Consider the following 24614-nt stretch of genomic DNA (forward strand, 5'->3'; position numbering starts at 1 on the left):
AGTGTTTAAGGGGGGAGACCGCTAACATGAGCAGTGAACTATTAGATGCTCTCACTATTCTTGAAAAAGAAAAAGGCATCAGTAAAGACATTATCATCGAAGCAATTGAAGCTGCCTTAATTTCCGCGTATAAGCGAAATTTTAACCAGGCGCAAAACGTACGGGTCGATCTGAACCGTGAGACGGGCACGATCCGCGTGTTCGCAAGAAAGGATGTCGTAGACGAGGTATACGATTCAAGACTTGAAATCTCGCTTGACGACGCCCAGCACATCCATCCGAACTACCTTGTCGGAGATGTCGTTGAAATAGAAGTAACGCCGAAAGACTTCGGCCGCATTGCTGCGCAGACGGCGAAACAAGTGGTGACGCAGCGTGTCCGTGAAGCTGAGCGCGGCGTGATTTACTCAGAATTTATCGATCGTGAAGAAGACATCATGACGGGAATTGTACAGCGCTTAGACAGCAAGTTTATTTACGTGTCTCTCGGCAAGATTGAAGCGCTGCTGCCCGTCAATGAACAAATGCCGAATGAGAGCTATAAACCGCACGATCGGATTAAAGTATTTATCACAAAAGTCGAAAAAACGACAAAAGGGCCGCAGATCTATGTATCAAGAACGCATCCTGGCCTGTTGAAGCGTCTTTTTGAAATCGAAGTGCCGGAAATTTATGACGGAACGGTCGAACTGAAATCCGTTGCCAGAGAAGCGGGCGACCGCTCTAAAATCTCTGTCCGCACTGATGACCCTGACGTTGATCCGGTCGGTTCATGCGTTGGTCCTAAAGGCCAGCGGGTGCAGGCGATCGTCAATGAACTGAAAGGCGAAAAAATTGATATCGTCAACTGGTCTGATGATCCGGTTGAATTTGTTGCCAATGCGCTCAGCCCGTCTAAAGTGCTGGATGTCATCGTCAGCGAAGAAGAAAAAGCCACGACTGTCATCGTTCCTGATTACCAGCTTTCTCTGGCAATCGGAAAAAGAGGGCAAAACGCCCGCTTAGCCGCGAAACTGACAGGCTGGAAAATCGATATCAAAAGTGAAACGGATGCAAGAGACCTTGGCATCTATCCGAGAGAGCATGAAGAAGATGACGATTTAGAGCCGCTCTTTATGGAGCCTGAAACAGCCGAATCGGATGAATAAGAGGTGACTTTAGGTGAATAAGCGAAAAAAAATTCCTCTGCGCAAATGCGTGGTAACGGGGGAAATGAAGCCTAAAAAGGAACTGATCCGAATTGTCCGTTCTAAAGAAGGAGAGATTTCAGTCGATCCGACCGGAAAGAAGAACGGGCGGGGTGCCTATATCACCCTTGAGAAAGAATGCATCTTAGCTGCGAAAAAGAAAAACACATTGCAAAATCAATTTCAATCACAAATCGATGACCAGATTTTCGAAGAATTGCTGGAACTGGCGGAAAAGGTGAAAAAATAACATGTCTGGAATGGAATGGTTTCCCTTGCTGGGTCTGGCCAATCGAGCTCGTAAGGTCGTGTCGGGCGAGGACTTGGTTATAAAAGAAATTAGAAATGCGCGTGCAAAACTTGTTCTGCTGACAGAAGATGCATCTGCGAATACTGCAAAAAAAGTATCCGATAAATGCAATTATTATAAAGTGCCTTATAAAAAAGTCGAAAGCCGCGCGGATCTCGGCCGCTCTATCGGCAAGGAATCACGTGTCGTTGTCGCCGTCACTGACCAAGGTTTTGCGAATAAGCTGATCAGCTTGCTCGATTAATATTTTTGGGGGTGAACGAATGGCTAAAATGAGAGTTTACGAATATGCAAAAGCCATCAATGTTTCAAGCAAGGAAATTTTGACTGCGCTGAAAAACATGGATATAGTAGTAAATAACCATATGGCAATGCTTGAAGAAAAGACCATTAAGCAGCTTGATGCGAAATTTAAAAAAGGCGGCGCCGGCGTTACATCTCAGAAGCCTGCGGAAACGAACAAAAACAAGCCGCAAGGGATTAATCAGCAGCCTGCTGGGAATCAACCAAACAAAATTCGAGACGGAAAGAAGAATGACGTGCAGAATAATCAATTTAACAAAAACAAGAAGAACAACAACAACAAAAACAAAAACAAACGCAATCATAACAACAAAAATCAGTATCAGCAAAAACCGCTGAAGCCGAAAAAAGAGCTTCCTGAGAAAATTACGTTTTCCGGCTCTTTAACAGTCGGGGCCTTAGCCGAAGAACTTGGCAAAGAACCGTCTGAACTCATTAAAAAACTGATGCTTCTGGGCGTAATGGCTACGATTAACCAGGAGCTTGACAAAGACACAATCGAACTGATCGCATCTGAATACGGTGTGGAAACAGAAGAAGTGATTGTGCTCGAAGAAACTGAGCTTGAAAAGTATGAAGAGGCTGACAAAGAAGAAGATCTTCAAATCCGTCCGCCTGTCGTGACGATCATGGGCCACGTTGACCACGGGAAAACGACCCTTCTTGACAGCATCAGAAAAACAAAAGTTGTTGAAGGTGAAGCCGGCGGAATCACCCAGCATATCGGGGCGTACCAGATCGAAGAAAACGGCAAAAAAATCACGTTCTTAGATACTCCGGGACACGCGGCGTTCACAACAATGCGTGCGCGCGGTGCGGAAGTAACTGATATAACCATTTTAGTCGTAGCGGCTGATGACGGCGTTATGCCGCAAACAGTCGAAGCCATCAACCATGCGAAAGCGGCTGAGGTTCCGATTATCGTTGCCGTGAATAAAGTGGATAAAGAAAGCGCGAACCCTGACCGTGTCATGCAGGAGCTGACTGAATACGGACTCGTTCCTGAAGCATGGGGAGGCGAAACGATTTTCGTTCCTCTGTCCGCTCTTACAGGCAAGGGAATTGACGAGCTTGTCGAAATGATTCTGCTTGTCAGTGAAGTGGAAGAGCTGAAAGCCAATCCGAACCGTCAGGCAAAAGGAACGGTTATTGAAGCTGAGCTCGATAAAGGAAGAGGATCTGTCGCGACACTTCTCGTTCAAACGGGAACATTGCATGTCGGAGATCCGATCGTTGTCGGAAATACATTCGGCCGCGTGCGGGCCATGGTCAATGATCTCGGCCGCCGCGTGAAAACAGCCGGACCGTCCACACCTGTAGAAATCACGGGCTTAAACGACGTACCGCAGGCTGGCGATCAATTCCTCGTCTTTAAAGATGAAAAAACAGCCCGTTCTGTCGGTGAAGCACGCGCTTCCAAGCAACTGGAAGAACAGCGCAGCGACAAAGCGAAGCTGAGCCTCGATGATCTGTTTGAACAAATTAAACAAGGCGATGTTAAAGACATCAACTTAATCGTAAAAGCTGACGTTCAAGGTTCAGCCGAAGCGTTAACAGCCGCTCTTCAAAAAATTGAAGTAGAAGGCGTAAAAGTGAAAATCATTCACACAGGCGTCGGTGCGATTACGGAATCAGACATCATTCTCGCATCTGCTTCAAATGCAATCGTTATCGGGTTTAATGTGCGCCCAGACGGAAATGCTAAGAGCACGGCTGAAGCTGAAAATGTAGATATCCGTCTTCACCGTATCATTTACAAAGTCATCGAAGAAATTGAAGCGGCGATGAAAGGAATGCTTGATCCTGAGTACGAAGAAAAAGTCATCGGTCAGGTTGAAGTGCGCCAAACATTCAAAGTGTCGAAAATCGGCACGATTGCCGGCGGATATGTAACAGACGGCCACATTACACGTGACAGCGGACTCCGCCTGATCCGTGACGGCGTGGTCATCTTCGAAGGGGAAGTAGACGTTCTGAAACGCTTCAAAGATGATGTGAAAGAAGTTTCACAAGGATATGAATGTGGTATAACGATTAAGAAATACAATGACATTCGCGAAGGCGACGTCCTTGAAGCGTATGTCATGCAGGAAATCGAAAGAAAGTGATCGGATTTGCGGAATGTGAATGCATCATTTATGATGCGGGATCATTAAAGGAGAAACGAGCCGTTCTGAAGCGGATTATAACGAGGGTTCAGAATAAGTTCAACGTGTCGGCCGCAGAAATCGGCTATCAGGACACTTGGCAGCGGACCAGCTTCGGAATCGCCGTCGTCTCCTCCTCTCACGTTCAGGCGGAAAAGGAGATCCAGCGTGTACTCGCGTTTATTGACTCCTTTCCCGAGATAGAACGGACGATCACTAGAACAGAGTGGTTTTAACTTAGAGGTGATTGAATTGAGTATGAGAGCAAACCGTGTCGGCGAGCAGATGAAAAAAGAGCTCGGGGATATTATCAGCCGAAAGCTGAAAGACCCGAGAATCGGATTTCTCACTGTAACAGACGTACGTGTTTCAGGTGATTTACAAATAGCGAAGGTGTATATCTCCGTCCTCGGCGGAGAGAAAAAGAAAGAGGAGGCGCTGAAAGGGCTTGAGAAAGCGAAAGGATTTATCCGTTCCGAAATCGGCAGCCGAATCAGACTCCGCAAAACGCCTGAGCTTGAATTTGAATTTGATGAATCAATTGAGTACGGCAATCGTATTGAAACATTGATTCACGAACTGCATTCAGATAAACCGTCTGAATAACGGGAAAGAGGATGGGCGAGTGTCGTCTGTCCTCTTTTCTGCGTTTTACGGGATACAATTGATAACAAAGGAGCGAAAGACAGATGGTTAACGGAGTTCTCCTTTTACATAAACCGGTCGGCATGACTTCTCACGACTGTGTAATGAAAATAAGAAAACTGTTAAAAACAAAGAAAGTCGGGCATACGGGAACCCTTGATCCGGAAGTGTCAGGCGTACTGCCGATCTGTGTCGGACGGGCTACAAAGATCGTTGAGTACGTCACCGACAAGTCAAAAACGTACGATGCTGAGATCACTCTCGGTTTCTCCACATCGACCGAAGATCAGACGGGAGAAACGGTCAGCGTAAAGCCTGTCAGGGAGCCGCTGGAAGAAGCGGATATCAAAGCCGTTTTAGACGAATTGAAGGGACCGCAGGAACAAGTGCCGCCGATGTATTCCGCGGTAAAGGTCAACGGGAAAAAGCTCTATGAATACGCCAGAGCGGGTATTGAAGTGGAGCGGCCGAAGCGGAATATCACGATTGAAGATATCGCGCTCACTTCCCCTGTCACTTATAACGAAGACACAGCATCATTCCGCTTTACAGTCACGTGCTCAAAAGGCACTTACGTCAGAACGTTGGCGGTGACAATCGGTGAAAAACTCGGCTATCCTGCGCATATGTCGCATCTCATCCGCACTGCTTCCGGCGATTTCAGCCTTGATGAATGTTTCACGTTTGAGGAACTTGAACAGCAGGTTTCGGACGGAACGGTTGCAGAGCATGCCGTGCCGATCGATAGAGCGCTCAATCATTTGCCGAAATGGGTCATAAGTGATACATTAGCTAAGAAAGCTGAAAACGGGTCAGTGTTTGACATCCCGGCGGAATTTTCTGCAATGACAGCTGACGCCCGTATAGCGGTCTGTACTGAAGACGGAGAATGTGTGGCCATTTATATGCCGCATCCTTCAAAAAAAGGACTGCTGAAACCGGCTAAAGTGCTCATGCAAAAAAGCGAACAATAAGAAAAAAGGTGACCGTTCTGTGAAGACGATACATATTTCTCATCCGCATCATTTACAAAAAGAAGAGCAGCCGGCGTCTGTCATGGCGCTCGGCTACTTTGACGGCGTTCATTTGGGACACCGGAAAGTAATCGGAACAGCCAGACAAATTGCCGAAGAAAAAGGCCTGTCGCTGGCCGTTATGACGTTTCATCCACACCCTTCCCATGTGTTGGGCAGGGACAAAGAGCCAAAGGATCTGATTACGCCGCTTGAAGATAAAATCAGCCAGATCGGGCGTTTAGGCGCTGATGTGCTGTATGTCGTAAAGTTTGATGAAGCGTTTGCGTCTCTGTCTCCAAAACAGTTTGCCGAGGAGTATATTTTAGGGTTGAACGCGCGGCACGCTGTGGGAGGCTTCGATTTTACGTACGGAAAATACGGAAAAGGCACGATGGAGACGCTGCCGGACGATTTAAACGGCAAGGCCGGATGCACGACTGTCGAGAAACAGACCGAGCAGGACAGAAAGATCAGCTCCACTTATATCCGGTCAGCGCTCCAGGATGGTGACGTTGAACTTGCGCACACTCTTCTCGGCCAGCCGTATTTTATCCGGGGCACTGTGATTCACGGAGACAAAAGAGGCCGCACCATCGGTTTTCCGACCGCGAATGTCGGCCTGCACAACAGCTATATCGTGCCGCCGACAGGCGTGTATGCAGTGAAAGCCGAAATAAAAGGCGAGGTGTATGAAGGCGTCTGCAACATCGGCTACAAACCGACCTTTTATGAAAAGCGTCCCGATCAGCCGTCAATTGAAGTTCATTTGTTTAATTTTCAACAGGATGTATACGGAGAAGACGTTAAAATCGAGTGGTACAAACGAATCCGAAGCGAACGGAAGTTTAACGGCATCGATGAACTGACGGCTCAGATCGGGAAAGACAAACAAGAAGCGATCCGTTTTTTCAGCAAATAACGGAAAAAACATCAAAAGTACACAAATTTTATTCTAAAAGATTTGCATATGGGCGCGATTTTTAGTATCATATGTTTCGTAGTCTTAAAACCATTGCTTGGCAATCCGAAGTCACCGACGGTTGCTAGGTAACTGGGGCTAATTATGATATGGAGGTGAAACAGGATGGCAATTACTCAAGAGCGTAAAAATCAACTCATCAGCGAGTTCAAAACACACGAATCTGATACTGGTTCTCCAGAAGTTCAGATCGCTATCCTAACAGACTCAATTAACAACTTGAACGAGCATTTGCGTACTCACAAGAAAGATCACCACTCACGTCGCGGTCTTCTTAAAATGGTAGGTAAACGTCGTAATCTTCTTACGTATCTGCGTAATAAAGACGTAACTCGTTACCGTGAGTTAATTAACAAACTAGGCTTACGTCGATAATCGTAAAAAGCGGGAGGATTCCCGCTTTTTTATCGTATTAAAGCGAAAAAAATAATAATAAAAAAAACAATGAAATCCTTTTACATACTACTTTGACATTGATATGTTCAATTCATTTCGTTCATAATAGGAGTAATTGATTATTTCACACATTAAGAGAGGAGCTCGTAATCGAATGGGACAAGAGAAACATGTCTTTACCATAGATTGGGCCGGCAGACAGCTTACAGTAGAAGCCGGCCAGCTTGCCAAACAGGCAAACGGCGCTGTCATGGTCCGCTACGGCGATACTGCAGTGCTCAGCACAGCAACCGCATCAAAAGAACCGAAACCGCTAGATTTTTTCCCGCTTACCGTTAACTATGAAGAAAGATTATACGCAGTAGGTAAAATTCCGGGCGGTTTTATTAAAAGAGAAGGCCGTCCAAGTGAAAAGGCCGTTTTAGCCAGCCGTCTGATCGACCGTCCGATCCGCCCGCTTTTCGCAGACGGATTCCGTAACGAAGTACAGGTCATCAGCATTGTCATGAGTGTTGATCAGGACTGCTCATCTGAAATGGCTGCAATGTTCGGTTCATCACTCGCTCTTTGCGTTTCCGATATCCCGTTTGAAGGCCCGATCGCGGGTGTGACGGTAGGCCGCATTGACGGGAAATTCGTCATCAATCCGACGGTTGACCAGCTTGAAAAAAGTGATATCAACCTCATCGTTGCAGGCACAAAAGATGCCATCAACATGGTGGAAGCCGGAGCGGATGAAGTTCCTGAAGAAATCATGCTTGAGGCGATTATGTTCGGTCACGAAGAAATCAAGCGCCTGATCGCATTCCAAGAAGAAATCGTCGCAGCAGTCGGCAAAGAGAAAACAGAGATCGAACTGTATGAAATTGACGAAGAGCTCAGCGCAAAAGTAAAAAGCCTTGCGGAGCCGGATCTGCTCAGCGCCATTCAGGTTCACGAAAAACATGCTCGCGAAGACGCGATCAATGAAGTGAAAAATGCAGTTGTCGCGAAATTCGAAGAAGAAGAGCATGATGAAGATACGATTAAAAAAGTGAAACAGACACTGTCTAAACTCGTGAAAAACGAAGTGCGCCGTTTGATCACAGAAGAAAAAGTCCGTCCGGACGGCCGCGGCGTTGATCAAATCCGCCCGCTTTCTTCAGAAGTCGGCCTTCTGCCGAGAACACACGGATCCGGGCTGTTTACGAGAGGACAGACGCAGGCGCTCAGCGTATGTACATTAGGAGCCCTTGGAGACGTTCAGATTCTTGACGGTTTAGGCGTGGAAGAGTCAAAACGCTTTATGCATCATTATAACTTCCCGCAGTTCAGCGTAGGGGAGACAGGCCCGATGCGCGGACCGGGACGCCGTGAGATCGGTCACGGTGCTCTTGGAGAGCGTGCGCTTGAGCCGGTCATTCCGAATGAAAAAGACTTCCCGTATACGGTCCGCCTCGTATCTGAAGTGCTTGAATCAAACGGTTCCACTTCACAGGCCAGCATCTGCGCAAGTACGCTTGCCATGATGGACGCAGGTGTTCCGATTAAAGCCCCTGTTGCAGGTATCGCGATGGGACTTGTGAAATCAGGCGAGTACTATACGGTATTAACCGATATTCAAGGAATGGAAGACGCCCTCGGTGACATGGACTTTAAAGTAGCCGGCACGGAAAAAGGCGTGACAGCGCTGCAAATGGACATTAAAATTGAAGGCCTTTCAAGAGAAATTCTTGAAGAAGCGCTTCAGCAGGCGAAAAAAGGAAGAATGGAAATCTTGGACAGCATGCTCAGCACGCTTGGTGAATCAAGAAAAGAACTTTCTCAATATGCGCCGAAAATTTTAACGATGACCATTAATCCGGATAAAATCCGTGACGTTATCGGACCGAGCGGTAAACAAATCAACAAAATCATTGAAGATACCGGTGTTAAAATTGACATTGAACAAGACGGCACCATCTTTATTTCTTCTACTGATGAAAGCAGCAACCAAAAAGCGAAAAAAATCATCGAAGATCTTGTCAGAGAAGTCGAAGTCGGCCAACTTTACCTCGGTAAAGTGAAACGGATTGAGAAATTCGGCGCTTTTGTTGAAATCTTCAGCGGAAAAGACGGTCTCGTTCACATCTCTGAACTAGCGCTCGAACGGGTCGGCAAGGTTGAGGATGTTGTGAAAATCGGTGACGAAATCCTTGTGAAGGTAACTGAAATTGACAAACAGGGACGAGTGAATCTGTCGCGTAAAGCAGTGCTGCGCGAAGAGAAAGAAAAAGAACAGGAACAACAACAATCTTAAATGAAAACCTAACAAGGAGCCTGGGAGACCCGGCTTCTTTATTTTGAGAAAGACAACAGACGGGTTCTACCTTGTCCTCCTCATACATAATGTGTGATGAGGGGGGAAGGACATGTTGAAAAAATTCGTGCCGTTTGCCGTTTTTTTATTTCTTTTTTTTGTTTCGTTTGAAATGTTAAAAAACCCGTATACAGTTGATTACATAGACGCAATGAAAAAAGACGCGGTAACTGTGTCAGCATCAAAAGATCCGCTCTATGAAGAATTACTGCAAAAAGCGTCAGAGTATGAAGTGAAGCCGCAAGACGCGCGGATTGATAAAATATGGAAGAGTATACCGGGGTATAACGGTTTAAAAGTCAATGTGGAAAAATCCTATAAACAAATGAAAAAGGACGGAGAATTTCACGAAGACGACCTTGTCTATGAGCAGGTAAAGCCGAAAGTCCATCTTGATTCTCTCGCGCCTGAACCCATTTATAAAGGAAATCCCGACAAACCGATGGTCGCTTTCCTGATAAATGTCGCCTGGGGAAATGAATACGTGGAGCAAATGCTGCCTATTCTGAAGCAGCACCAGGTCAAAGCAACTTTCTTTCTTGAAGGGAAATGGCTGAAAAACAATCAGGAACTGGGGAAAAAAATAGCGGCAGACGGACATGAAATCGGAAATCATTCATACAATCACCCTGATATGAGCAAACTGACTTCAGGAAGCATTTCCGAACAGCTTGACAAAACCAATGCACAAATCAGCGAGACGCTCGGCATGAAGCCGAAATGGTTTGCGCCGCCAAGCGGCAGCTTCAGAAAAGCCGTGGTCGACCTTGCGGCGGAAAAAGGAATGGGCACCATCATGTGGACCGTTGACACCATTGACTGGCAAAAACCGTCTCCCGCTGTTTTACAAACAAGGGTGTTGAGCAAAATACATAACGGAGCCATGATTTTAATGCATCCGACTGATCCGACTGCGAAAAGCCTGGATACACTGATTGCAAAAATCAAAGAAAAAGGCTACGCGCTCGGCTCAGTGTCTGACTTAATGGATGAAAACAGGCTGATGAAGTAGCAGGCAGTTGCCTGTCTTTGAATAGGAGGAACAGACTTGATAAAACGCTATACATGCCAAAACGGTGTAAGAGTTGTGCTTGAAAATAATCCAACGGTGCGGTCTGTGGCAATCGGCGTCTGGATCGGGACGGGATCACGTCATGAAACGCCGGAGACAAACGGTATTTCGCACTTTCTTGAGCATATGTTTTTTAAAGGAACAAATACCAGGTCCGCACGTGAAATCGCAGAATCCTTCGATCGGATAGGCGGCCAAGTGAATGCCTTCACTTCAAAAGAATATACGTGCTATTACGCCAAAGTGCTGGATGAGCATGCAAACTACGCACTTGATGTGCTGGCTGATATGTTCTTTCATTCTGCTTTTGACGAAGATGAGCTCAAAAAAGAAAAGAACGTCGTATATGAAGAAATCAAAATGTATGAAGATGCGCCGGATGACATTGTCCACGATCTGCTGAGCAAAGCGACATACGGCAATCATTCGCTCGGATACCCGATTCTCGGGACGGAGGAAACGCTTTCATCGTTTAACGGCGATTCTCTCAGACAGCATATGGATGACTTTTACACGCCGGACCGCGTCGTCATTTCTGTCGCCGGAAATGTAACGGAACAATTCATTAAAGACGTGGAGAAATGGTTCGGTACATACGAAGCGAAGGGCAAAGCAAGCGGGATCAGCGAGCCTGAGTTTCATTATGAAAAGCTGACCAGAAAAAAAGACACCGAACAGGCGCATCTCTGTCTCGGTTTCAAAGGCCTGAAAGTCGGAGATCCGGACATTTACGATTTGATCGTCTTAAACAACGTGCTTGGCGGAAGCATGAGCAGCCGTCTTTTCCAGGATGTGCGCGAAGATAAAGGACTGGCCTATTCTGTATACAGCTATCACAGTTCCTATGAAGACAGCGGTATGCTGACGATTTACGGAGGCACCGGCGCGAATCAGCTCGGACTTCTGTCTGAAACCATTCAGGAAACGTTATCGGTTCTAAAACGTGACGGTATCACCCCGAAAGAGCTGGAAAACAGCAAAGAGCAAATGAAGGGGAGCTTAATGCTCAGCTTAGAAAGCACAAACAGCAAAATGAGCCGAAACGGGAAAAACGAACTCCTGCTCGGAAAGCATAAGACCATGGATGAAATTATCGCTGAACTAAATGCGGTCAGCCTGGAAAGTGTCAACGGCCTCAGCCGCCGCTTATTTACGGATGATTACGCACTATCGCTCATCAGCCCGAGCGGCAATATACCGGCCTCGTCTTAAGCTGCAAAGCAGTCTGCCTCTATACGGGGCAGGCATTTTTTTTTGCTCCGGGTCATATAGTACAAGGGGGTGGCTATCATGAGGCTCAGTGAACTGTCAGGTAAAGAAATTGTGGACATTAAACGGGCAGAGCGGCTCGGCGTGCTCGGCCAGACCGATTTGGAAATTAATGAACAGGACGGACAAATTACCGCGCTGTTGATACCGACGGTAAAATGGTTCGGATTGCGAAAACAAGGCCACGACATCCGCGTCCCCTGGAACCATATCCAAAAAATCGGGTCAGACATGATCATTTTAGACGTTCCGGGGGAGATCACGCCTCCCGAAGAGTAGATCTTATTCATTTTTTGCAAGCACCGGCTCATACAGCCGGTGCTTTTTTCATGAAAAAGACGCTGTACATTCACCGCCCTTTCTCTTTGCACATACGATGAAGAGGAGGATGACACTTAAAAGATCCAGTAACTGTAAAGAAGGTGAACGTTTCAGATGTTAACCGGATTAACAATTGCGATCATTGGCGGTGACGCAAGACAGCTTGAGATTATAAGAAAGCTGACAGAACAGCATGCCGATATTTATCTTGCAGGGTTTGACCAATTGGATGACGGTTTTACAGGAACCGTCAAATGCAAAATTGATGAGATTCCCTTTCAAAAAATAGACAGTATCATCCTGCCTGTATCGGCAACGACCGGAGAAGGCGTTGTTTCCACGGTTTTTTCAAATGAAGAAGTGGTATTAAAGCAGAGCTATCTTGAGCGGACACCGGAGCATTGCGTCATTTATTCAGGCATCTCCAATGCATATCTTGAGGGGATCGCCAGCGAAGCCGGCCGTAAGCTTGTGAAATTATTTGAGCGGGACGACATCGCGATATTCAACTCGATTCCCACTGTTGAAGGAACAATCATGATGGCGATTCAGCATACGGATTATACCATTCACGGATCAAATGTCGCCGTTCTCGGCATGGGGCGCACCGGTATGACGATCGCCCGGACGTTTGCAGCGTTAGGGGCGAAAGTAAAAGTGGGCGCGCGGAGTTCGGCTCATTTAGCCCGTATATCGGAAATGGGGCTTTCTCCTTTTCAACTTGAAGAGCTTACTGAACATGTAAATGATATTGATATCTGCATTAACACCGTACCGAGCTTGATTCTGAATCAAAGCGTTTTATCGCGCATGACGCCGAAGACCTTGATTTTGGATTTAGCATCCCGTCCGGGCGGAACGGATTTCAAATATGCTGAAAAACAAGGCATTAAAGCGCTGCTTGCTCCGGGTCTTCCGGGAATTGTGGCCCCGAAAACAGCCGGACAGATTATTGCGAACGTATTGAGCAAGCTTTTGGCAGACTTAAAGAAAGAGGGGAAATAGCCATGTCTCTGAAAGGGAAAAGAATCGGATTCGGATTAACCGGCTCGCATTGCACATATGAGGAAGTGTTTCCGCAAATAGAGGCGCTTATCAGTCAAGGAGCTGAAGTCCGGCCGGTCGTGACGTCAACCGTTCAATCGACCGATACCCGCTTTGGGGAGGGGGGAGATTGGGTCAGAAAAATTGAAGAAGCAACAGGCTTTGAGGCGATTGATTCCATCGTAAAAGCGGAGCCTCTCGGGCCGAAACTTCCGCTCGACTGCATGGTCATCGCCCCTTTAACCGGAAATTCAATGAGCAAACTCGCAAATGCGATGACTGACAGCCCCGTCCTTATGGCTGCGAAAGCCACGATCCGCAACGGCCGGCCGGTCGTGCTCGGAATTTCAACAAATGACGGACTCGGTTTAAACGGAACGAATTTAATGAGGCTGATGTCCGCAAAAAACATATATTTCATCCCGTTCGGCCAGGATGACCACGTGAAAAAACCGACATCGCTCGTCGCCAGAATGGATCTCCTTCCGATTACGGTAGAAAAAGCTCTTTTGCACCAGCAGGTTCAGCCGGTGCTCGTACACCATCATGAATAAAAAATCATGATGACAGAAAATCATTCCGGAATAAAAAAATTCGGTCAATCCGTGACTATTCTATGGTAAAATAAAACGTAAAATGCAAAGTCAATTCAACAAATGATGCTTAATTGGCGGAAGGAGTTTTACAGATGGGAAGAGGATTACACGTAGCAGTTGTCGGAGCGACGGGAGCCGTAGGACAGCAAATGCTGAAAACACTGGAAGACAGAAACTTTGAAATCGAAACACTCACACTACTATCCTCAAAGCGTTCTGCTGGTACGAAAGTAACGTTTAAAGGCGAAGAATATACAGTGCAGGAAGCTGTTCCTGAAAGCTTCGAAGACGTTCATATCGCGTTATTCAGCGCCGGCGGAAGCGTATCACAAAGCTTGGCGCCTGAGGCTGTAAAACGGGGAGCCATCGTGATTGACAATACGAGCGCATTCCGTATGGACGAAAATACACCGCTCGTGGTGCCTGAGGTGAACGAAGGTGATCTGCACAAACATAACGGCATTATCGCCAACCCTAACTGTTCAACGATTCAGATGGTGGCTGCGCTTGAACCGATCCGCAAAGCGTACGGTTTGAAAAAAGTCATTGTATCTACTTACCAAGCTGTTTCCGGAGCCGGCAATGAAGCGGCGAAAGAATTGTACAGCCAGACAAAGGCGATTTTAAACAATGAACCCGCAGAACCGTCCATTATGCCGGTTAAAGGCGACAAAAAGCATTATCAAATCGCATTTAACGCCATTCCGCAAATTGATAAATTCCAAGACAACGGCTATACGTTTGAGGAAATGAAAATGATTAATGAAACGAAAAAAATCATGCATATGCCGAAGCTGGAAGTGGCTGCGACATGTGTCAGACTGCCGATTGAAACAGGGCACTCAGAATCTGTTTACATTGAGCTTGACCGTGATGACGCAACCGTTGAAGATATTAAACAGCTTTTAAAAGAAGCTCCGGGTGTTACGCTTCAGGATGATCCGGCGGAGCAGCTTTACCCGATGCCTGCTGATTGCGTCGGCAAACGCGATGTATTTGTAGGAAGAATCCGGAAAGATTTGGACAGAGCAAACGGTTTTCATTTGTGGGTTGTTTCTGATAACCTGTTAAAAGGCGCCGCTTGGAACTCAGTTCAAATCGCGGAAAGCCTGCAAAAACTGAACCTCGTATAAAACAAACGTATTTTCTATAGGCGAACAGAAGAGAGTAAGGCTCTGCCTGCTCTCTTCTGTTACGTAGACTAATTTGGAGTGAAAATAGTGAAGATCATTGTTCAAAAATTCGGCGGAACATCCGTAAAAGATGACAAAGGCCGCAAGCTTGCGCTAGCACACATTAAAGATGCCATAAGTGAAGGTTATAAGGTTGTCGTTGTCGTATCGGCGATGGGAAGAAAAGGAGACCCGTACGCGACAGATTCTTTAATCGGGCTCCTTTACGGCAGCCAGTCCGACATTTCTCCGAGAGAGCAGGATATGCTTCTGTCTTGCGGAGAAACGATTTCGTCCGTTGTTTTTTCCAGCATGCTGAAGGAAAACGGCATAAAAGCCGCAGCTTTAACAGGAGCCCAGGCCGGCTTTTTAACCAATGCCCAGCATACTGACGCCAAAATTATAGAAATGAAAACAGAGCGGCTTTTCGCTGCACTCGCCAGCCATGATGCCGTCGTTGTCGCAGGGTTTCAGGGAGCGACTGAAAAAGGCGACACGACGACGATCGGCAGAGGAGGAAGCGATACATCAGCGGCGGCGCTCGGCGCGGCGGTTGATGCTGAGTTTATCGACATTTTTACGGACGTGGAAGGCGTTATGACAGCCGATCCGAGAATCGTGGAAAATGCTAAGCCGCTTCCGAATGTCACATATACGGAAATCTGCAACCTTGCTTATCAAGGCGCGAAAGTCATTCATCCGCGCGCGGTGGAAATCGCCATGCAGGCAAAGGTGCCGATCCGCGTGCGCTCCACTTATTCAAAAGACAAAGGCACTTTGGTGACGTCCCATCATTCGTCTAACGTCGGCAGCGATGTATTCGAACGGCTGATTACAGGGATCGCCCATGTGAAAGATGTGACGCAATTTAAGGTTCCCGCCAAAATGGGGCAATACAACGTTCAGACTGAAGTCTTTAAAGCAATGGCAAATGCCGGAATCAGCGTAGATTTCTTTAACATTACGCCGAGTGAAATCGTATATACCGTAGCCGGCAGTAAAACGGAAGCCGCGCGCAGCATTTTGGCTGAATTAGGATATGAACCGACAGTGACGGAAAGCTGTGCGAAAGTGTCAGCGGTCGGCGCCGGAATAATGGGTGTTCCGGGTGTCACGTCAAAAATCGTCTCCGCACTTTCTGATAAAGGCATTCCGATTCTGCAATCTGCCGACAGCCATACGACGATCTGGGTGCTCGTTCATGAAAAAGATATGGTAACGGCCGTAAATGCGCTGCATGAAGTGTTTGAACTTTCAAAGTAAATGTGATTGAATCATGATGAGGTGAAAAAAATGAATGTCGGAAATATATCTACAGCGATGATTACCCCCTTTGACAGTAAAGGGAATGTAGACTTTCAAAAACTGTCTACATTAATCGACTATTTGTTGAAAAACGGCACGGATTCTTTAGTCGTCGCAGGCACGACCGGCGAATCCCCGACACTTTCAACGGAAGAAAAAATTGCACTCTTTGAATTTACAGTCAAAGAAGTGAACGGACGCGTGCCTGTTATTGCGGGTACGGGAAGCAACAATACGAAAGACTCCATTAAACTGACAAAAAAAGCTGAAGAAGCCGGCGTCGATTGCGTTATGCTTGTCACGCCGTATTATAATAAGCCTTCCCAAGAGGGGATGTACCGTCATTTTAAAGCCATAGCTGAAGAAACGTCTCTTCCTGTGATGCTTTACAACGTGCCGGGCAGAACGGTCGCTTCGCTTGCGCCGGAAACGGCCATCAGACTTGCGGAGATTCCGAATATCTCTGCGATTAAAGAAGCGAGCGGCGATCTTGATGCCATTACGAAAATCATTGCCGAAACACCGGAAGATTTTTACGTCTATTCAGGTGATGACGGGTTAACGCTTCCTATTCTTGCAGTCGGCGGAAGAGGAGTCGTGTCAGTGGCCAGCCATATTGTGGGTTCTGACATGCAGCAGATGATTAAAAACTATACGAACGGGCAGACGGCAACCGCGGCACTGATTCATCAGAAGCTTCTGCCGATCATGAAGGAGCTCTTTAAAGCGCCTAATCCGGCTCCGGTCAAAACGGCGCTGCAGCTGAAAGGCCTTGATGTCGGATCTGTGCGTCTTCCTCTTATCCCGCTGAATGAAGATGAACGTCTGAGCCTGAGCAGCGTCATCAGCGAACTGTAAGAAAAAATTTATACAGTTGAAATACGCGGTCATTCTCATTTTTATCGTGAGTTTGACCGTTTTGTATACATATTGGTTTTCCCTAAACCTTCCGCTTCTTCTTGTTTTCTAAAATTGATATCAGTTATAATAGGAACAAGTGATGATGGACGGGTATGAGACTAGGAGGATACAGATTTTGAAAAAGAAAAATACAGAAAACGTCAGAATTATCGCCCTTGGCGGCGTCGGAGAAATTGGGAAGAACCTATATGTCATTGAAATTGACTCAGACATATTTGTAGTGGATGCAGGGCTGATGCACCCTGAAAATGAAATGCTCGGTATTGATGTCGTCATTCCGGATATTTCTTACTTAGTAGAACGGGCTGACCGCGTGAAGGCCATCTTTCTGACACACGGGCACGATGAAAACATCGGGGGCGTCTTTTATTTATTGAACAAGCTGTCGGTGCCGGTATACGGAACGAAGCTTACACTTGCATTACTGAGAGAAAAACTCAAGCAGTACGGGCATAATCGAAAAGCTGATTTACGTGAAGTTCACTCTAAATCAGTCATTACATTTGAATCAACGAAAGTATCGTTCTTTAAAACGATTCACAGTATTCCGGATTCAGTGGGAGTCAGCTTCAAAACATCACTTGGCTCTATTGTATGCACGGGAGACTTCAAATTTGACCAGACGCCTGCTTATCACCAATCATGTGATATTGGCGAAATTGCCAAAATCGGAAACAGCGGCGTGCTCGCCCTGCTTTCTGACAGCGCCAATGCGGAGCGCCCGGGGTATACTCCGTCAGAAGCATATGTAAGCGGTGAAATTTCCGATGCGATGAACAATTCAGAAAACCGTGTCATCATTGCTGTATTCGCGTCTAATATCAACCGGATCCAGCAAGTGATACAGGCTGCCGTCCAGAACGGCCGCAAACTTGCAATCGCCGGAAAAAATCTGCAAAACGTGCTTCAGCTTGGGCGCAAGCTCGGCTATATTGAAGCCGAAGATGAAATGTTTATTCCTGTGCAGGATGTGAAAAAATATCCGAAGCGGGACGTGGCAATTGTTACAGCTGGAAGCCATGGTGAGCCGCTGGCCGCTCTTACGCGGATGGCCAAGCAGGCTCACAAGCAGCTTAACATTGAAGAAGGAGACACCGTTGTCATTGCATCAACACCGATTCCGGGGCATGAATTGATATATTCCAAAACCGTCAACCTGCTTGCCCGCGCCGGCGCTCAAGTCATTTTCGCCCAAAAACGAGTGCATGTGTCCGGTCACGGTTCGCAGGAAGAATTGAAACTCATGCTTAATTTGCTGAAACCGAAATATTTAATTCCGGTTAACGGTGAATTCAGAATGCAAAAAGCGCATTCCAAAATCGCAGAAGAGATCGGCATGAAACGCAGCGATATTTTCTTGATTGAAAAAGGTGACGTCGTTGAATTCCGCGGCCAGAATGTGAAAATCGGGGATAAAGTCACATACGGAAACGTTCTGATTGACGGCCTCGGAGTCGGCGACATCGGCAACATCGTGCTGAGAGACCGCCGCTTATTGTCACAAGACGGCATTCTCATCGTCGTGATTTCACTCGATAAGCAGAAGAAGAACCTTGTTTCAGGCCCTGAGATCATTACGCGCGGTTTCGTGTATGTCAGAGAATCAGAGGGGTTAATTGTACAAGCTACTGAGCTCGTCCGCTCTATCGTGACTGAAGCGACAGAAACATCTGCCGTAGAATGGTCCACGCTGAAACAAGCAATGCGTGATGCGCTGAATCAATTCCTTTATGAAAAAACAAAACGCAAGCCGATGATCATTCCGATCATTATGGAAGTATAATGTATACAAAGCCGGAGCGCATCATGCTCCGGCTTTGTTTTTGTTCATGTCCCGGATGGAAATCATCATCTTTGTTCATAATACAAAGAGACATTCGGAAAGGGTGAAAGATAAAATGGATCATCGTATGGAAAACACCGAGGAACAGCAGCCCGAAAAATCAGATGCGAAAGACAGCATTATGAGCAAAATTCAGCAGCTGGGAGAGACATCTCTGCCGCAAATGTCCCAAGATACCAATATTCACTGCCTGACGATCATCGGCCAAATTGAGGGGCACGTCCAGCTCCCGCCGCAAAATAAAACAACCAAATATGAACATGTCATTCCGCAAATCGTCGCCATTGAGCAAAATCCGAAAATCGAAGGACTTCTGATCATCTTAAACACCGTCGGAGGCGATGTGGAAGCGGGGCTTGCGATTGCGGAAATGCTCGCATCCTTATCAAAACCGACCGTCTCAATCGTACTCGGCGGGGGCCACTCCATAGGTGTGCCGATCGCCGTGTCATGTGATCATAGTTTTATCGCGGAGACAGCGACAATGACCATTCACCCCGTTCGGCTTACAGGTCTGGTTATCGGTGTTCCGCAAACGTTTGAATACCTGGATAAAATGCAGGAGCGGGTTGTCAACTTTGTGACCCATCATTCAAATATTTCCGAAGAAAAATTCAAAGAGCTGATGTTTTCAAAAGGAAACTTAACCAGGGACATCGGAACGAACGTAGTCGGCAAAGATGCGGCTGATTACGGACTAATTGATGACGTGGGCGGCGTCGGACAGGCGATAAAAAAGCTGAATCAGCTGATTGAGGAACGAAAGGGCGAGGAAGGAAGGATGATTCAATGATCCTTTATACCGTCATGCCCCAAGAAGTCGTTTACGGTCAGGATATAGAGCAAAGCGTGCATGAACAGGTAGATTACGCCGGTGTGCCGCTGCTGGTTGAGATGAAGGGAAATGAAGCTGAAGTCGTACAGATTTTAAGTACGAACCCGATGGATTTTCTGAATCCGGACATCGCTCCGGGACAAAAAATCAAGCTGAAAATCTAACCGGCATTCAGTCCGCTTCTCGGGGGCAAAATATGCTATAATAGGGGAATCCTACAGAAAAATGCAGCCGGCAAAAGGCTGCTTTTCTTCATGATGTATGATTTTACATTTTTTAACGCAGTAAGGTGATGAGTGTGGCAAAGAAAAAACGGAAATCTAAAAAGAAACAAGAGAGTAAGCTCAATCTAAAATACGAACTAAGCGGACTGCTCTGTGTTGCAATCTCGATTATTGCTGTTTTGCAGCTCGGCGTTGTGGGACAGACATTTGTGTACTTGTTCCGTTTTTTTGCCGGAGAGTGGTTTATTTTATGCTTAATTGCGCTCTTCCTTCTCGGAATTTCGCTGTTTTGGAAAAAGAAGAGTCCAAGCCTTTTAACGAGAAGAAAGGCAGGGTTGTACTGTATTATCGCCAGTATTTTGCTGCTGTCTCACGTGCAGCTCTTTAAAAATCTGTCTCATCACGGGTCGATTCGGTCGGCAAGTGTCATCGGCAACACGTGGGAGCTGTTTATGATTGACATGAAACAGCAGGCTGCTTCCCCTGATTTGGGCGGCGGCATGATCGGCGCGGTACTGTTTGCAGCTTCCCACTTTTTATTTGCATCAACGGGTTCACAGATCATGGCGATCGTGCTGATCTTAATGGGGCTGATTCTTGTAACGGGGCGTTCACTGCAGGAAACGCTCAAAAAGTGGACGAGCCCCGTCGGCCGGTTTATCCGCGGCCAATGGCAGGCATTTCTTGAGGATATGAAGACGGTCAGAACGAATATGTCTTCGCCGAAAACAAAAACCAAATCGGGCAAAAAACAAAAACGGGTTCAAAAGAAAAAAGAAATGCCTGAGCCCGAAGAAGAGGATGAGGAAATCATTTCGCCGATCATCCATTCAGAGCCGATTATTTCAAGCTTTTCAGACCGTCAGGAAGAACGCGTCGAACCGCTGATTCCGGAAAAAACGCAGGAGACGGCGCAAGCGGCAAAAGATGAGCCTTCCGGCGGCGCTCAAGACAGTGACGAAACGGCTGCGGCTCCGCCGATGACGTTTACAGAGCTTGAAAATAAAGATTATCAAATGCCTTCATTGGACATCTTGGCTGACCCGAAACATACCGGCCAGCAGACCGATAAGAAAAACATTTACGAGAATGCAAGAAAACTCGAACGGACCTTTCAAAGCTTCGGGGTAAAAGCGAAAGTGACCCAAGTTCATCTCGGCCCGGCGGTCACAAAATATGAGGTGTATCCGGACGTCGGGGTCAAAGTCAGTAAAATCGTGAATCTGAGCGATGACCTTGCGCTCGCGCTTGCCGCCAAGGATATCCGGATAGAAGCGCCGATTCCGGGTAAATCAGCAATCGGCATCGAGGTGCCCAATGCTGAAGTTGCGATGGTTTCGTTAAAAGAAGTGCTTGAATCCAAGCTCAATGACAAGCCGGACGCGAAGCTTCTGATCGGCTTGGGACGAAATATTTCCGGGGAAGCCGTGCTTGCCGAACTGAACAAAATGCCCCACCTGCTTGTAGCGGGGGCAACGGGAAGCGGAAAAAGCGTCTGTGTCAACGGTATTATTACGAGCATTCTGATGAGGGCCAAACCGCATGAAGTGAAGATGATGATGATTGATCCGAAAATGGTTGAGCTGAATGTGTATAACGGCATTCCTCATCTGCTTGCGCCGGTCGTGACAGATCCGAAAAAGGCCTCGCAGGCTTTGAAAAAGGTCGTCAATGAGATGGAGCGCCGCTATGAGCTGTTCTCCCATACGGGTACGAGAAATATAGAAGGCTATAACGACCATATTAAGCGGTCAAATGCCGAAGAAGAAGTCAAGCAGCCCGAGCTGCCGTACATCGTCGTCATCGTTGACGAGCTTGCCGATCTGATGATGGTCGCTTCGTCCGACGTGGAAGATTCAATTACGAGACTTTCACAGATGGCGCGGGCGGCGGGAATTCATTTGATTATCGCGACTCAGCGGCCTTCAGTTGACGTTATTACCGGTGTTATTAAAGCCAACATTCCGTCAAGAATTGCCTTCAGTGTTTCATCTCAGACCGATTCACGGACAATTTTAGACATGGGCGGCGCTGAAAAGCTTCTGGGGCGCGGAGACATGCTGTTTCTGCCTGTAGGCGCGAATAAGCCTGTCCGGGTCCAGGGAGCATTTTTATCGGATGAAGAGGTTGAGCATGTCGTCGATCATGTGATTACGCAGCAAAAAGCGCAGTATCAAGAAGAGATGATTCCGGAAGAAGTGTCGGAAACACACAGTGAAGTAACGGATGATCTCTATGACGAAGCGGTCGATTTGATTATCGGCATGCAGACGGCATCAGTCTCCATGCTTCAAAGGCGGTTCAGAATCGGATATACGAGAGCAGCCCGTCTGATTGACGCAATGGAGGAACGGGGCGTCGTCGGGCCGTATGAAGGAAGCAAACCGAGGGAAGTACTATTATCTAAGGAACAATATGATGAGCTCTCTTCTTAAAAAGGAGAGAGTTTTCACTGAAAATGATATCACCAAAATCATTCCTATTTATTTTTTTATTAAAACATGATATAGTTGTCCCAATTGTTCAATAATTTATGAAAGTGGTTTACGGAGGGGAAACATGTCTACAAAAGCTGACAATCGTCACTTGTACCTAAAAGTGATTGAGCGAATCAAAGAGGATATACAAAACGGAATTTACACCGAAAAGGAAAAGCTTCCTTCTGAATTTGAGCTTTCAAAATCTATGGGTGTCAGCCGGGCAACTCTGCGTGAAGCTTTGCGTATCCTTGAAGAGGAGCATGTGATTATCAGAAGGCACGGTGTGGGCACTTTCGTCCATACAAAACCGCTGTTTCTTTCAGGTATTGAACAGCTCAACAGCGTGACGAAAATGATTCAGCAGGCGAACATGGTGCCGGGTACGATTTTTTTGTCGTCTCAGGTCATCACGCCGTCTGATGAAGATATCGCTAGATTCCGGCTTGAGCCTGAGCAGGAGCTTTTTTATTTGGAACGCGTGAGAACGGCAAGCGGCACTCCGGTCGTTTACTGTTTAGATACGATTCCGATGCACATTCTGCCGAATTCTTTCTGTCATGAACAGGAATCTATTTTTGATCTTTTGGAAAAAAACTCCGGGTCTGTGATCAGCTATGCCGTTGCTGATATCGAACCGATCGGATATCACGATACGATTTCACCGGTTTTGGAATGCGAGCCGGAGACGGCGCTTTTATTGCTGAAGCAAACCCACTATAATCAGAATGATGAACCTGTGCTGTATTCATTAAATTATTTCCGGGCTGATAAGTTCAGTTTTCATGTTGTAAGAAAACGTTTTTAAGACAGACGCGTCATGTGTCTGTTTTTTTATTTGCCGCTTCAATACATACTTTGTTTTCCGCAAGGCACAATAAAACAGGAAACAACCAAGTATAGTGAATGGGTGAATAAGTTGAGTAAGAAGAAAAATGGAACAAAAAATATCATTGCTCTGGCTTCTGTACCGCTCGTGATGACACTCGGGAATTCCATGCTGATTCCTGTGCTTCCGATGATTGAAAAGAAGCTGTCCATATCGTCTTTTCAAGTATCGTTAATTATAACGGTCTATTCGATTGTGGCGATTATTTGTATTCCGATTGCCGGATATTTGTCCGATAAATTCGGAAGAAAAAAGGTTCTTCTGCCTTGTCTTCTCATAGCCGGTGCGGGCGGAGCGCTTGCCGCGATAGCTTCCACCGCGTTCAAGCATCCTTATCCCATTATCTTGGCGGGGCGGGTGCTGCAAGGAATCGGTTCGGCAGGGGCGGCTCCTGTAGTGATGCCGTTTATCGGTGATTTATTCAAAGGAGATGATGAGCGGATTACCGCGGGGCTCGGCGACATTGAGACGTCAAACACGGCCGGGAAAGTATTAAGCCCGATTCTCGGGTCGCTCTTGGCTGCATGGTTTTGGTTTATGCCGTTTTGGTTCATTCCGTTTTTTTCGCTCATCAGTTTTTTTCTCGTATTGTTTTTGGTGGCAAAGCCGGAGAAACAAAAAGAAGCGCCTTCTATTTCCGAATTTGTGAAAAATGTCGGCCGCATATTTAAGCGTGACGGACGCTGGCTCTTTACGGTATTTATCATCGGCTGCGTGATTATGTTTTTGCTGTTCGGGGTTCTTTTTTATTTATCAGACTCACTGGAGAAGAAATACGGAATTGACGGTGTGGCTAAAGGAGCGCTTTTGGCAATCCCGCTTTTATTTCTATCCGTCAGTTCATATATATCAGGCAGAAAAATCGGGAAAGACCAAGGCAAAATGAAGTTTTGCATTGTTTTCGGAATGAGTGCCGTGACACTGTCGTTTATCGGCCTATGGTGGAATCACAGTTTTTATTTATTATTTATCTTTTTGTGTGTCAGCGGTATCGGTATCGGAATAGCATTACCGGCATTAGACGCTGTCATCACAGAAGGCGTAGACAACGAGGAATCGGGAACCATCACCTCATTTTATAACAGCATGCGGTTTATCGGAGTAGCGGCGGGACCGCCGATCTTTGCTGCCCTGATGTCAAATGCAGGCTGGCTGATTTTTATTTTATCCGCTTTTTGCGGCATTGTGTCTGTATTTTTAGCGCTGTTAAATATCTCATCACAAGAAAAAGAAAAAAAGGAATCATTAAAGACGGTGTAATCTGCACTGTCTTTTTTTATTTTATTTTGAAGATTGACATGATACCGTCAAGTCGTTATCCTTTT

24 protein-coding genes are annotated in these 24614 nt (G+C 46.6%); all 24 read left to right on the forward strand.

Going from position 1 to position 24614, the window contains the following annotated elements; translation table 11 throughout:
* Positions 1 to 26 precede the first annotated feature (26 nt).
* The 24 genes from nusA to ACWJJX_RS04050 all read left to right on the forward strand — a co-directional run bounded on the left by nusA (position 27) and on the right by ACWJJX_RS04050 (position 24549).
* Positions 27 to 1148 (forward strand): transcription termination factor NusA, encoded by a 1122-nt coding sequence (nusA, locus tag ACWJJX_RS03935; RefSeq protein ID WP_003154195.1) that lies wholly within the window; start codon positions 27 to 29, stop codon positions 1146 to 1148.
* A 13-nt stretch (positions 1149 to 1161) separates the two neighbouring features.
* A complete protein-coding gene (rulR, locus tag ACWJJX_RS03940; protein WP_003154193.1) occupies positions 1162 to 1437 on the forward strand; it encodes a glucose-induced regulator RulR in 276 nt (91 codons plus the stop codon).
* 1 nt (position 1438) lies between these two features.
* On the forward strand, positions 1439 to 1741 hold the full coding sequence (locus ACWJJX_RS03945) for a YlxQ family RNA-binding protein (RefSeq protein ID WP_003154192.1): 303 nt from the start codon (positions 1439 to 1441) through the stop codon (positions 1739 to 1741).
* A gap of 19 nt (positions 1742 to 1760) precedes the next feature.
* Positions 1761 to 3908: a translation initiation factor IF-2 gene (gene infB / locus ACWJJX_RS03950; RefSeq protein ID WP_015388229.1), complete on the forward strand. Its 2148-nt coding sequence runs from the start codon at positions 1761 to 1763 to the stop codon at positions 3906 to 3908.
* A complete protein-coding gene (locus ACWJJX_RS03955) occupies positions 3905 to 4183 on the forward strand; it encodes a DUF503 domain-containing protein (protein WP_003154188.1) in 279 nt (92 codons plus the stop codon). Before infB ends, ACWJJX_RS03955 begins: the two co-directional genes overlap by 4 nt.
* 16 nt (positions 4184 to 4199) lie before the next feature.
* The gene (rbfA, locus tag ACWJJX_RS03960) at positions 4200 to 4553 is read left to right on the forward strand and encodes a 30S ribosome-binding factor RbfA (protein WP_003154185.1); all 354 of its coding nucleotides are present in this window, start codon (positions 4200 to 4202) and stop codon (positions 4551 to 4553) included.
* Positions 4554 to 4636: 83 nt separating this feature from the next.
* On the forward strand, positions 4637 to 5566 hold the full coding sequence (gene truB / locus ACWJJX_RS03965) for a tRNA pseudouridine(55) synthase TruB (RefSeq protein ID WP_003154184.1): 930 nt from the start codon (positions 4637 to 4639) through the stop codon (positions 5564 to 5566).
* Between the two features lie 19 nt (positions 5567 to 5585).
* Positions 5586 to 6527, forward strand: a complete 942-nt coding sequence (gene ribF / locus ACWJJX_RS03970; RefSeq protein ID WP_007611467.1) for a bifunctional riboflavin kinase/FAD synthetase — start codon at positions 5586 to 5588, stop codon at positions 6525 to 6527.
* A 165-nt stretch (positions 6528 to 6692) separates the two neighbouring features.
* Complete coding sequence (gene rpsO, locus ACWJJX_RS03975; RefSeq protein ID WP_003154182.1) at positions 6693 to 6962, forward strand: 30S ribosomal protein S15; 270 nt, start codon at positions 6693 to 6695, stop codon at positions 6960 to 6962.
* A gap of 175 nt (positions 6963 to 7137) precedes the next feature.
* A complete protein-coding gene (pnp, locus tag ACWJJX_RS03980) occupies positions 7138 to 9261 on the forward strand; it encodes a polyribonucleotide nucleotidyltransferase (protein ID WP_003154181.1) in 2124 nt (707 codons plus the stop codon).
* 112 nt (positions 9262 to 9373) lie between these two features.
* Positions 9374 to 10333, forward strand: a complete 960-nt coding sequence (locus ACWJJX_RS03985; protein WP_003154180.1) for a polysaccharide deacetylase family protein — start codon at positions 9374 to 9376, stop codon at positions 10331 to 10333.
* A 36-nt stretch (positions 10334 to 10369) separates the two neighbouring features.
* Complete coding sequence (locus tag ACWJJX_RS03990) at positions 10370 to 11605, forward strand: M16 family metallopeptidase (protein ID WP_070081831.1); 1236 nt, start codon at positions 10370 to 10372, stop codon at positions 11603 to 11605.
* A 78-nt stretch (positions 11606 to 11683) separates the two neighbouring features.
* A complete protein-coding gene (locus tag ACWJJX_RS03995) occupies positions 11684 to 11941 on the forward strand; it encodes a YlmC/YmxH family sporulation protein (RefSeq protein WP_003154176.1) in 258 nt (85 codons plus the stop codon).
* Between the two features lie 156 nt (positions 11942 to 12097).
* The gene (gene dpaA / locus ACWJJX_RS04000; RefSeq protein ID WP_025851250.1) at positions 12098 to 12988 is read left to right on the forward strand and encodes a dipicolinic acid synthetase subunit A; all 891 of its coding nucleotides are present in this window, start codon (positions 12098 to 12100) and stop codon (positions 12986 to 12988) included.
* A gap of 2 nt (positions 12989 to 12990) precedes the next feature.
* Complete coding sequence (dpaB, locus tag ACWJJX_RS04005) at positions 12991 to 13581, forward strand: dipicolinate synthase subunit B (protein WP_007409809.1); 591 nt, start codon at positions 12991 to 12993, stop codon at positions 13579 to 13581.
* A gap of 134 nt (positions 13582 to 13715) precedes the next feature.
* Positions 13716 to 14756, forward strand: a complete 1041-nt coding sequence (gene asd / locus ACWJJX_RS04010; RefSeq protein WP_070081832.1) for an aspartate-semialdehyde dehydrogenase — start codon at positions 13716 to 13718, stop codon at positions 14754 to 14756.
* A gap of 87 nt (positions 14757 to 14843) precedes the next feature.
* The gene (gene dapG / locus ACWJJX_RS04015) at positions 14844 to 16058 is read left to right on the forward strand and encodes an aspartate kinase (RefSeq protein WP_025649453.1); all 1215 of its coding nucleotides are present in this window, start codon (positions 14844 to 14846) and stop codon (positions 16056 to 16058) included.
* Between the two features lie 30 nt (positions 16059 to 16088).
* Positions 16089 to 16958 (forward strand): 4-hydroxy-tetrahydrodipicolinate synthase, encoded by an 870-nt coding sequence (gene dapA / locus ACWJJX_RS04020; protein WP_003154166.1) that lies wholly within the window; start codon positions 16089 to 16091, stop codon positions 16956 to 16958.
* A 178-nt stretch (positions 16959 to 17136) separates the two neighbouring features.
* Positions 17137 to 18804: a ribonuclease J2 gene (rnjB, locus tag ACWJJX_RS04025; RefSeq protein WP_003154163.1), complete on the forward strand. Its 1668-nt coding sequence runs from the start codon at positions 17137 to 17139 to the stop codon at positions 18802 to 18804.
* A 115-nt stretch (positions 18805 to 18919) separates the two neighbouring features.
* Complete coding sequence (locus ACWJJX_RS04030) at positions 18920 to 19657, forward strand: ClpP family protease (RefSeq protein ID WP_025851243.1); 738 nt, start codon at positions 18920 to 18922, stop codon at positions 19655 to 19657.
* On the forward strand, positions 19654 to 19863 hold the full coding sequence (locus ACWJJX_RS04035; protein ID WP_003154161.1) for a YlzJ-like family protein: 210 nt from the start codon (positions 19654 to 19656) through the stop codon (positions 19861 to 19863). Before ACWJJX_RS04030 ends, ACWJJX_RS04035 begins: the two co-directional genes overlap by 4 nt.
* 134 nt (positions 19864 to 19997) lie before the next feature.
* Positions 19998 to 22358: an FtsK/SpoIIIE family DNA translocase gene (locus tag ACWJJX_RS04040; protein ID WP_025649451.1), complete on the forward strand. Its 2361-nt coding sequence runs from the start codon at positions 19998 to 20000 to the stop codon at positions 22356 to 22358.
* A 124-nt stretch (positions 22359 to 22482) separates the two neighbouring features.
* On the forward strand, positions 22483 to 23208 hold the full coding sequence (locus tag ACWJJX_RS04045) for a GntR family transcriptional regulator (protein WP_015388224.1): 726 nt from the start codon (positions 22483 to 22485) through the stop codon (positions 23206 to 23208).
* A 111-nt stretch (positions 23209 to 23319) separates the two neighbouring features.
* Positions 23320 to 24549: an MFS transporter gene (locus tag ACWJJX_RS04050; RefSeq protein ID WP_071391824.1), complete on the forward strand. Its 1230-nt coding sequence runs from the start codon at positions 23320 to 23322 to the stop codon at positions 24547 to 24549.
* The last annotated feature ends 65 nt before the right edge of the window (positions 24550 to 24614 follow it).

It is taken from the genome of Bacillus sp. YH3-2-B2 (genome assembly GCF_053663335.1).